Annotated in this window: 6 protein-coding genes and 1 riboswitch; of the genes, 4 read left to right on the top strand and 2 right to left on the bottom strand. The window is 67.4% G+C overall.

The annotated features are described in order from the left end of the window. On the bottom strand, positions 1-2,669 hold a 2,669-nt coding region (locus tag DDE13_RS20970), incomplete at its 3' end, for a chromosome segregation SMC family protein (protein WP_111406173.1). A gap of 202 nt (positions 2,670-2,871) precedes the next feature. Next, a riboswitch (cobalamin riboswitch) is annotated at positions 2,872-3,088 on the top strand. Positions 3,089-3,124: 36 nt separating this feature from the next. On the opposite strand from DDE13_RS20970, the gene DDE13_RS20965 reads away from it, so the two are divergent. The 3 genes from DDE13_RS20965 to cobN all read left to right on the top strand — a co-directional run bounded on the left by DDE13_RS20965 (position 3,125) and on the right by cobN (position 8,746). Next, positions 3,125-3,802 carry an energy-coupling factor ABC transporter permease gene (locus DDE13_RS20965; RefSeq protein WP_111406172.1) on the top strand — a complete coding sequence of 226 codons (678 nt, stop codon included), beginning with the start codon at positions 3,125-3,127 and terminating at the stop codon, positions 3,800-3,802. Positions 3,803-3,890: 88 nt separating this feature from the next. Then, positions 3,891-4,967: a cobalamin biosynthesis protein CobW gene (gene cobW / locus DDE13_RS20960; protein ID WP_111406171.1), complete on the top strand. Its 1,077-nt coding sequence runs from the start codon at positions 3,891-3,893 to the stop codon at positions 4,965-4,967. Positions 4,968-5,029: 62 nt separating this feature from the next. Beyond that, the gene (gene cobN / locus DDE13_RS20955; protein WP_111406170.1) at positions 5,030-8,746 is read left to right on the top strand and encodes a cobaltochelatase subunit CobN; all 3,717 of its coding nucleotides are present in this window, start codon (positions 5,030-5,032) and stop codon (positions 8,744-8,746) included. Between the two features lie 137 nt (positions 8,747-8,883). On the opposite strand, the gene DDE13_RS20950 is transcribed toward cobN, so the two are convergent. Beyond that, on the bottom strand, positions 8,884-9,243 hold the full coding sequence (locus DDE13_RS20950) for a hypothetical protein (protein ID WP_162631148.1): 360 nt from the start codon (positions 9,241-9,243) through the stop codon (positions 8,884-8,886). Between the two features lie 203 nt (positions 9,244-9,446). Here DDE13_RS20950 and DDE13_RS20945 point away from each other — a divergent pair, with 203 nt between their 5' ends. Continuing rightward, entirely contained in the window at positions 9,447-10,373 is a 927-nt protein-coding gene (locus DDE13_RS20945) for an HNH endonuclease (protein ID WP_162631147.1), read from the top strand. Positions 10,374-10,403 lie beyond the last annotated feature (30 nt).

The raw sequence follows: 10,403 nt of genomic DNA, 5'->3' as shown, positions 1-10,403 counted from the left end.
TCGGCACGGGTTTCGGACCGGGCGCGGGTCTCGCGCACGTCGGCAGCGGCGCGCTCCGCGTCACGCTCGGCCCCCGACGCGGCCCGCAAGGCCGCCTCGGCTCCGGCACAGGCGTCATCGGCGGCCATGCGCCGCGCCTCGGCCTCGTCCAGCCGCACGACAACCTGTTCCTGTGACACGGCGATCTCGTCGGGGACGGCGCGCGCCGCTGTCAGATCATCCTCGCAGCGCGCGATCCGCGCATCCAGCTCGGCCATGCGTGCATCCGCCGTCGCCAGCCGGTCGGCCCACAGGGCACGTTCCTTGACCACGGTCTGAAGCCGCGCCACGCGCGCCTGCCCCTCGCGCTTGACCTCGTCATGGGTGGACCGGCGCGTCAGCATGGTCAGCCGTGCGGCTTCCACGGCAATGCGCAGGTTCTCCACCTGCGCCCGGCTGTCGCCCAGGTCGGGCAGGGCCGCCGCCTGTGCCTCGGTATCGCGCAGGGCGCGTTCGGCGGCGGCGGCGGCCTCGGCATGACGATCAACAGCCAGCTTCGCGCTGTCGACGCGGCCTTCGGCCAGCGCACGGTCGGCTTCGGCCTTCGACGCGGCGCGCTGCGCGTCGGCAAGGGCTGCATCGGCGGCCCGGCGTTCGGCACGCGCGGCGCGGTCCGCCTCGGTCGCGGTCGCCAGTGCCGCGGCCAGATCTGCATGACGCTCCGCCGCAGCCTCGGCCCGTGCCGCCGCCGCATCATGGGCAGCTTCCAGTTCCGCCAATCGGTTGATCTGTTCGAGCCGCAGGGCCGCCGCCGACGGGGCATCTTCCGCCGCAGCGCGGAACCCGTCCCAGCGCCACAGATCGCCCGCGCGCGACACCAGCCGCTGCCCAGGCAGAAGCCGAACCTGCAAGGCTGCCGCCTGCGCCGGATCGACAAGCCCAACCTGCCCAAGCCGCCGGACCAGCACATCGGGCCCGTCCACATGCGCGGCCAGCGGTTCGACCCCGTCGGGCAGCGCGGGCGGCGCGCCATAGGGCGGCAACGCGACCCAGCCGCTTCCCGTTTCGCCCGCGCGCGGCGCGCGCAGGTCATCCCCCAGCGCCGCGCCGAACGCCCGCTCGTACCCCGGCGCGACCCGCGCCTCGTCGAGGATCTGCGCCCCGCCCCCATCCTCGCGCGCAACCAGCCGCCGGAGCGCGGCGACCTCGGCCGCAAGCGCACGGGCCTCGCCCTCCGTCTCGCTGCGGGCGGCGCGGGCGTCGGCCTCGTCGCCCTGCACCTGAGCGCGGGCGTCTTCAGCGGCGGCGAGCGCGTCTTCGGCGGCGGCGAGCCTCTCGGCCACCGTGGCAAGCGCTGCGGCAGCTTCGGTTTCCGCATCGACTCCACGGGCTGCGGCTGCGCCTGCATCCTCCACCGCGGCGCGGGCGGTATCGGCCTCCTGCGTGCTGCGGGCCAGCGTCTTGCGCGTGTCGGTCAGAAGCCGCTCCACCGCGCCGTGCCGCGCGGCAAGCCGTGCGACCTCTTCGGTGAGGGCGGTCAGCGCTTCCTCGTGCCCCGCCAGGACCTCTGCCGCCTCTGCGGCTGCAGCTTCGGCCGCGGCAAGGCGCTCGTCATGGCCTTCGGTGGCCTTGTCCAGTTCACCACGTTCCCAGTCCAGCCGCGCCAGCGTGTCGCCCGCATCCCGGGTCAGGCTGTCCTCGCGCGCACGGTCGCGGCCCAATTGCGCCGCCCGCGCCTCCAGCGTCGCGATCTGGTCCTGCGCCCGCGCGGCCCGGTCGCGCAGCGTGTCGCGCTCCACCCTCAGCCGCTGCACCAGCGCGCCCGCGATCGCCTGTTCCTCGCGCAGGGGCGGCAGGGCCTGCTCGGCTTCCTCCCGCGCGGCGGTGGCGGCGCGGCTCGCGGCTTCGGCCCGCGCGGCGGATTGTGTCGCGGCCAGCACCGCGGCTCTGGCATCGCGCAGCGCCTCGTCCGCCTCGCGCCAACGGCGATAGAGAAGCATCCCTTCGGCCACGCGCAGCTCTGCCCCGATCACGCGATAGCGCGCCGCCTGCTTCGCCTGCCGGGCCAGTTGCGCCAACTGCCCGGCCAACTGGTCCACCACGTCGGCGACGCGATCTAGGTTGGTCTCCGTCGCGCGCAGCCGCAATTCGGCTTCGTGCCGCCGCTGGTAAAGCCCCGAGATGCCCGCCGCCTCTTCCAGCACCCGGCGGCGCGACTTGGGCTTGGCGTTGATCAGCTCGGAAATCTGCCCCTGGCGCACCAGTGCCGGCGAATGCGACCCGGTGGACGCATCGGCGAACAGCATCTGCACGTCGCGGGCGCGCACTTCCTTCGCGTTGCACTTGAAGGCGGAACCGGCGTCGCGGGTGATCCGCCGCGTCACCTCGATCTGGTCGGTGTCGTTGAACCCCGCGGGCGCAAGACGGTCGGAGTTGTCGACCGTCAGGCTGACCTCGGCGAAATTGCGCGCGGGGCGCGTCGCGGCCCCGGCGAAGATCACGTCTTCCATCCCCGCGCCGCGCATGGCTGTGGGGCGATTTTCGCCCATCACCCAGCGCAGGGCTTCGAGCAGATTCGACTTGCCGCAACCGTTCGGACCCACGACGCCGGTCAGGCCCCGCGCGATCACAAGGTCGGTGGGATCGACGAAGCTCTTGAAACCATTCAGACGCAGGCGGGTGAACTGCACGGGCGGGATCCGGTCCGGGGCGAAACGTTGCTGGGCATTGTTCGGATGCGGAGCTGGGCTGTCAATGACGAACCCATCATCTGGACATCAAATTTACTCAAGACCCCAGATATTGGATAGACATCAAGGGCTATGCGCCGGCTTTCGAACGCGCTTGACCGTGGCGCGACGCGATGGCGCTTGACCCGGATCGCCCCGCATGGGCACAAGGTCCATGTGTGGTTCCCCACGTTGCAAAGCATCGGGGATCAAATGGGAATGCGGTGACGGTGACCCAATCCGGGACCGGAACCCGCAGCCGCCCCCGCGACTGTGAGCGGCGAGCGCCCGTCCGTTACCACTGGACCAGTCGGTCCGGGAAGGGGACGCCAGCGCCGTGACCCGCAAGCCAGGAGACCAGCCACGCGACAACAGCAACCGGACCCGTCGGGCGGACGGGCAAGAGGGACAAGACCATGCATATCGAACCGGGCATCGTGAACGGCGCCAAACTGCTGCTCAGCTACGGCACGGCCGCCGCTGCGGGCGGCCTCACCCTTAAATTCGCCGCCGACAGCGTGCGCGCGGGCGGAGTCGCGTCCCTGGGCGCACGGGCGGCACTGGCCGCTGTGGCCACATTCGGCTTCTTCCAGGTCCTGCCGCATTATCCTGTGGGCGTGTCCGAGGTGCACCTGATCCTTGGATCGACCCTGTTCCTGATCTTCGGCGCTGGCCCAGCGGCGATCGGCCTTGCGATGGGTCTGCTGGCACAGGGGCTGTTCTTCGCACCCGCGGACCTGCCGCAATACGGGATGAACCTGACCACGCTGCTGATCCCGCTCTTCGGTCTGCACATGCTGGCCAAGCGGCTGATCGCGCCCGGCACGGCCTATGTCGATCTCGAATACCGGCAGGTGCTGGCGCTGTCCGCAGCCTACCAGGGCGGGATCGTCGCGTGGGTGGCATTCTGGGCGGTCTACGGACAGGGCTTCGGGGCGGAAACGCTGGCGTCGGTCGGCATGTTCGGCGCAGCCTACATGACCGTGGTGCTGCTCGAACCGCTTGTCGATCTTGGCGTTCTGGCCGGTGCCAAGGCCCTGCGCGGGCTGAAGGACAGCGGGCTGGTCACGCCGCGGCTTTACAGCGCCGCCTGATCCGAAACCGGTCACGCATCGCATGGGCCGGGGGCACACACCCCCGGCCCTTTCCCCGTTCCGGACATTATCGCGAAGGACCGTGCCCATGGCCGCGAAGATCCCCGCCACCGTCATCACCGGCTTTCTGGGTGCCGGAAAGACCACGCTGATCCGCCACATGCTGACCCATGCGAACGGACGGCGCATCGCGCTCATCATCAACGAATTCGGCGACCTCGGCGTCGACGGCGGCATCCTGAAAGGCTGTGGCATCGAGGGCTGCGCCGATGACGACGTGATGGAACTGTCGAACGGCTGCATCTGCTGCACCGTGGCGGATGACTTCGTGCCGACGCTGGAAAAGCTGCTGGGCCGCGACGTGCCGCCCGATCACATCGTGATCGAGACCTCGGGTCTCGCGCTGCCGCAACCGCTGGTGCGCGCTTTTGGCTGGCCCGAGATCCGCACCCGCGTGACCGTGGACGGGGTCGTGACCGTGGTCGATGGCCCGGCGGTGGACGCGGGCCGCTTCGCCCATTCGGTCGCCGCCGTGGATGCCCAGCGACAGGGCGACGACAACCTGGACCACGACACGCCGCTGTCGGAACTGTTCGGGGATCAGATCGCCTGCGCCGACATGATCGTGATCAACAAGACCGACCTGATGGACGAGGATGCCGCCGCGGCGCTTGCCGATCGGCTGAAGGCCGACGCCCGCACCGGGGTGCAGGTGGTGCGCGCCACGATGGGCGCGCTGCCGGTCGACGTGCTGCTGGGGCAGGGCGTGGCGGCGGAGGACGATCTGGAGACGCGGGGAGAGGTCCATCACCACCACGATCATGACGACGACGAAGACCACGATCACCACCACCACGACCACGGACATGACGCCTTCGAAAGCTTCGTGGTGACGCGCCCCGAAATCGCGGACCCCGCCGCCTTCGCGGCGACCCTGTCGCAGGTGATCTCACGGTACGACATCCTTAGGCTCAAGGGTTTCGCCGCCGTGGCAGGCAAGCCCATGCGCCTGACCGTGCAGGCCGTGGGGCCGCGCGTGGAGAGCTATTTCGACAGACCCTTCGCCGGGGGCGAGCCGCGGGAAACCCGGCTCGTGGTGATCGGCCAGTCCGGGCTGGACCGTGCAGCGATCGAGGCCGCGATCGAGGCTGCGCTGATCGCCTGACCCACTGGTCCGCCGGGCACAGACCCGGCGGCTTGCCACAGCCGCCTGTACCGGACACCGCCATGCATCTCCTTGCCGCCACGCCCGGAAGCCTCGACGAGGGGCAGGAACCCGTTGACCTGGGCCAGACCCCCGCCGACCTGGTGGTGATCTCCGCCGCGGACACGGAACTGGCCGCCCTCAGCGCGGCACGGGCCGAGATGGGCGCGCCACTGTCCCTGCGGCTGGCGAACCTCACCCATCTGCGCCACCCGATGTCTGTGGATCTGCACATCGAGAATTGCGCGGCGCGGTCGAAGCTGGTCGTGGCCCGCGTGCTGGGCGGCACGGGCTACTGGCGCTACGGGCTGGAACAGTACGCGGCGCATCTCCATTCGGCGGGGGTGCCCTTCGCGGCCCTGCCCGGCGACGACAGGCCGGACCCGGAACTGTGGGATCTGTCCACCATACCCCGCGCCGACTGGGACGCGCTGTGGGCCTATCTTGTGGAAGGCGGGCCCGAGAACAGCCGCCACTTTCTCGATTACGCCGCCGCGATGCTGCGCGGCGGGGAAGACCGCCCGCCGCCCGCGCGCCCGCTGTTGCGGGCCGGGGCCTACTGGCCGGGCACAGGGCCGGTGGGGATCGACACCCTTCGCAGCCACTGGACCGAGGGCGCGCCGGTGGTGCCCATCGTGTTCTACCGCGCACTGCTTCAAGGGGCCGGGCTGCAGCCGATCAACCGGATGGTCAAGTCGCTGCTGCAGCGGGGGTTGAACCCTTTGCCGGTCTTCGTGGCGTCCCTGAAGGACCCGTTGAGCGCAGGTGTTCTGGAGGGGCTGTTCCGTGACGCGCCCCCGGACGTGATCCTGAACTGCACCGCGTTCGCCGTCGGCACGCCCGAAGCTGGTCCGGACCGGGGGGCGGGCGGCGCGGGGGTATCGAACCCCCTTGCCGCCCCGGCCGCGCAAGGCGCGCCCGTCTTCCAGGTGATCCTGTCGAGCGCATCGGAGGAGAGCTGGGAAGGGGGGATGGCAGGCCTGGGTCCCCGCGACATCGCCATGAACGTGGCCCTGCCGGAGGTGGACGGACGAGTCCTTGCCCGCGCGATCAGTTTCAAGGGCGAAGCGTTCTTCGACGACGCCACCGAATGCCCCATCGCGACCTATCGCGCGCGCGGCGATCGGGTGGATTTCGTCGCCGATCTTGCCGCGAACTGGGCGCGGTTGCGGCACACACCCGCGGCAGACCGGCAAGTGGCGCTGGTTCTTGCCAATTATCCCAACAAGGACGGGCGCTTGGCGAATGGCGTGGGCCTCGATACGCCCGCGGCGACCATGCATGTGCTGCGGCTGCTGGCGGATGCCGGTTATGGCGTGAAGGATATTCCCGGCGACAGCGCCGCCCTGATGAAGCGGGTGATGTCCGGGCCGACCAACTGGCTGCCCGACCGGGCGCAGCGGGCGGGCGGCGTGCGGCTGGCGATGGATGACTACCGCAAAGAGTACGACACGCTGCCATGGTCGCTACGCGAGGCCATCACGGCGCGATGGGGCGCACCCGAGGACGACCCCTTTGCCGGACCGGACGGATTCGCTCTTTCCGTGCTGCGCTTCGGGAACGTGACTGTCGGGATCCAGCCCGCGCGCGGGTACAACATCGACCCCGAGACGACCTATCACGCGCCGGATCTCGTACCGCCCCACAACTACCTGGCATTCTACATCTGGCTGCGGCGGATGCAGGGCGCCCACGCGATCGTGCATTTGGGAAAGCACGGCAATCTCGAATGGCTGCCGGGAAAGGCCGTCGCGTTGTCGGCCGAATGCTGGCCCGAGGCGGTGTTGGGGCCCATCCCCCATGTCTATCCGTTCATCGTCAACGATCCCGGCGAAGGCACCCAGGCCAAGCGGCGGGCGCAGGCCGTGATCATCGACCACCTGACCCCGCCGCTGACACGGGCTGAAAGCTACGGGCTCCTGCGGGATCTCGAGGCGCTGGTGGACGAATACTACGAGGCCGTGGGCATGGATCCCCGCCGCGCGCTGCACCTGCGCCGCGAGATCGCCAGCCTGTGCGACGCAACAGGGCTGGGCGCGGATGCCGGGCTGACGGGCGCGGACGAGGAGCGCGACCTCGCGCGGCTCGATGCGTGGCTGTGCGAGTTGAAGGAGGCGCAGATCCGCGACGGGCTGCACGTCTTCGGGCAATCGCCGGAGGGGCGGCTGGCCAGGGACCTCGTACAGGCGCTCGTGCGGGTGCCACGCGAGGCGGGGGACGGGGCGGATGCGTCTCTGCCGCGAGCGCTGGCTGAGGACCTTGCACTGGGACTCGATCCGCTGGACTGCGACATGGGTGCCGCGTGGGACGGGCCACGGCCCGAGGTTCTTTCGGACGACGCGGCATGGCGCAGCGCGGGCGACACGGTGGAACGGCTTGAAGCGCTGGCGGCGCGGCTGATCGACGGGACGGAGGGTCCGCCGGGGCCGCGCTCTGCCGCGGTGATCGCAGGCGTGCGGGAACGGGTCGCGCCCATGGTCGCAGGCTGCGGCCCGGCGGAGGGCGCGGGGCTTCTCACCGCCCTTGCAGGGCACTTCGTCGCCCCGGGCGCGTCGGGCGCGCCGACCCGCGGCAGGCTGGACGTGTTGCCCACGGGCCGGAACTTCTTCAGCGTGGACAGCCGCGCGGTGCCGACGCCGACCGCATGGGCACTGGGGTGGAATTCGGCCAACCTGTTGATCGAACGCCATTTACAGGACCATGGCGACTGGCCCCGTGCGCTTCTGATCACCGCCTGGGGCACGGCGAACATGCGCACGGGCGGGGACGATATCGCACAGGCGCTCGCGTTGATGGGTGTGAAGCCGCGCTGGGACGAGGCGCGGCGTCGGGTGACGGGATTCGAAATCATTCCGGCGACGGCGCTGGGACGACCGCGGGTGGATGTGACGTTGCGGGTTTCGGGATTTTTCCGCGATGCGTTTCCGCAGCAGATCGACCTGGTGGACGCGGCGGCGCGGGCGGTGATGGCACTGGACGAGCCGGAGGAGGCTAACCCCGCGGCGGCAAAGGCGAAATTGGAGGGACCGGCGGGGCAGTTCCGGGTGTTCGGATCGAAGCCGGGGGCTTATGGCGCGGGGCTTCAGGCATTGATCGACGAGCGGTTGTGGAACAGCGGCGCGGATCTCGCCGAGGCATATTTGCAATGGGGATCATATGCTTACGGAAAGGATGCCGAGGGGATTCAGGCGCGTAAAGCGTTGGAAACACGGCTGAAAACGGTGGATGCTGTGGTGCAGAACCAGGACAACCGGGAGCACGATCTGCTGGACAGCGACGATTACTACCAGTTCGAGGGCGGCGTGGCGGCAACTATTGAGCATTTGCAAGGGGTTGCGCGGCCGATATATCACAATGACCACTCGCGCCCCGAGCGGCCGGTCATCCGCACGCTGGACGAGGAGATCGCGCGTGTGGTCCGGTCGCGTGTCGTGAATCCGAAGTGGATTCAGGGGGTTATGCGGCACGGATACAAGGGCGCGTTCGAGATCGCGGCGACGGTGGATTACCTGTTCGCATTCGCAGCGACGACCGGGGCCGTGAAGGGGCACCATTTCGACATCGTGGAGGCGGCGTACCTGGGCGATCCGGAGACGCGGGCGTTCATCGCGGAGGCGAACCCGGCGGCGCTGCGCGAGATTGCCGAGCGATTTCAGGAGGCTATCGACCGGGGGATGTGGCAGCCGAAATCCAATTCGGCGCGCGCGCGGATCGCGGAAGCGGCCGGGCGGGTGCCCTGAGCGGCGCAGGACGGGCGAAACGCGCGATCATATGAATCGCATATGACTTTCATATGAATCCTGTAGGAGTCTTGTAGGACTCCCGTAGGAGTCCGGAACCGCGCTGCAGCGCGGAAACTCGGATCACCGCGATCAGATCATTGGGGCGGGGTGAAGACCCAGGCCGGGCGGAGGGTTACGCCGGGGCTGTCGGGGCAATCCAGGAACGCCTCGGCCATGACACGGTCGCCGTAGAGCGTGCCGGGGCGGATCGGGCATCCCGAGGCGGTTTCCATGGCGGTACGGGACATCAGGAGCATCGGGCGCAGGCCGGGTTCGGCGAGGGGCGTGGTGCGGACAACCTCAGCCCGCGTGCGGTCGTGGTGGACGGTGAAGCCGACGCCGTCGATGTCGACCTCGGACCGGGTGGCGGACAGCATGGGCACGCTGGGCGAGGCACATGCCCCCAGCAGCAGAAGGACCACGCCAAGCGGGCCGAGTGAGACCTGTCCGATCATGCCGCGACGCTGGACCGAGGTGGGTGAAGGTGGAGTTAAGGGGGGATAGGGAAGAGTTGGGAGTCTATGAAATCGCAGGTCCGATTTGCGAACATGCCGGACATTTGCTAGGTCAGCGCCCAAGTGGTCTTCAAGTGCAAAAAATTAATTGGAAAAAATAATTGGCTTAGATAGACAATCGGCAATTGGAGGAAAATATGCGATTGTGCATTAAGGAGCCTATTCCTGAGGTTCGCATCGCTATTAGTGTTCTAGAGGTCGCAGTTGATGCCCACCTCGCAGGCGATGAGGATCTGGCTGCGGCCAAGTTCAGGGAAGCAAATTGTCCCATAACGTGGCAATGGCTGAACGAAGCCTGGACGAAAGTCCACAAAAATGTTGTCCTGAAGAGGCCTGAAGGCGATACTCAGGAGATACCAAAATCTGATCGCGATCCTGATCGTAATATTACTCAGTGTATTAAAGATTTGGTTCTTGAACGGGATGGTTATCGGTGCCGCTACTGCGGCCTGCCGGTCGTTCACGCAGATATAAGGAAAATCGCACGACAGCTTTATCCAAACGAAGTTCCTTGGAATCCAAGGATTGCAGCGGAACAACACTCGGCCTTTCAGGCGGTATGGCTTCAATTTGATCATGTGGAACCGCATAGCCACGGCGGGAAGTCTTCCATCGAGAATGTCGTGATCACGTGTGCACTTTGCAATTTTGGCAAAGATCGTTTCACTCTAAGGCAACTCGACATCGAAGACCCTCGGTTACGGCCGCCCGTCCTAACTAATTTCGATGGGTTAGAACGGCTGCGCCAAGCTGCACCATCTCCTGTTAGGTCATCTCGGGTAGTCAAGGAACGCCGCTTAAAGCCTTGTAATGATCCATCTGAAGCAATCGGTTTTAATGCGGAAGCGTTCTTTTTTGAAGGGGCCTATATAAGTAGTGGCTATGTCAATATTCCTCCAGTCAACGGCAAAGCTCGCTGGTTCAAGCTCAGCGACACGGTTCAAGGAGAAGTCGCCGTCCGCAACGGCGTAAAAGGATGCGTTATTCACTGCGCTCGAGAATTGCTTGATCGGCGTGGTATTCACGCAGATGATTACTTAGTTCGCCCTGAACAATTCCTAACCTACTGATTCTCAGCGCAGATCACGCTGGAGCGCTGG

The sequence above is a fragment of the Meridianimarinicoccus zhengii genome (assembly GCF_003254465.1).
GTDB classification, from domain to species: domain Bacteria; phylum Pseudomonadota; class Alphaproteobacteria; order Rhodobacterales; family Rhodobacteraceae; genus Meridianimarinicoccus; species Meridianimarinicoccus zhengii.
Note: the sequence above shows the minus strand (reverse complement) of the source record. Positions and strands in the feature narration are given on the sequence as shown.

Excerpts from the sequence above, each read along its gene's own strand:
- DDE13_RS20950 (WP_162631148.1), bottom strand. The coding sequence starts at position 9,243 with ATGATCGGACAGGTCTCACTCGGCCCGCTTGGCGTGGTCCTTCTGCTG.
- cobW (WP_111406171.1), top strand. The coding sequence starts at position 3,891 with ATGGCCGCGAAGATCCCCGCCACCGTCATCACCGGCTTTCTGGGTGCC.
- DDE13_RS20965 (WP_111406172.1), top strand. The coding sequence starts at position 3,125 with ATGCATATCGAACCGGGCATCGTGAACGGCGCCAAACTGCTGCTCAGC.
- cobN (WP_111406170.1), top strand. The coding sequence starts at position 5,030 with ATGCATCTCCTTGCCGCCACGCCCGGAAGCCTCGACGAGGGGCAGGAA.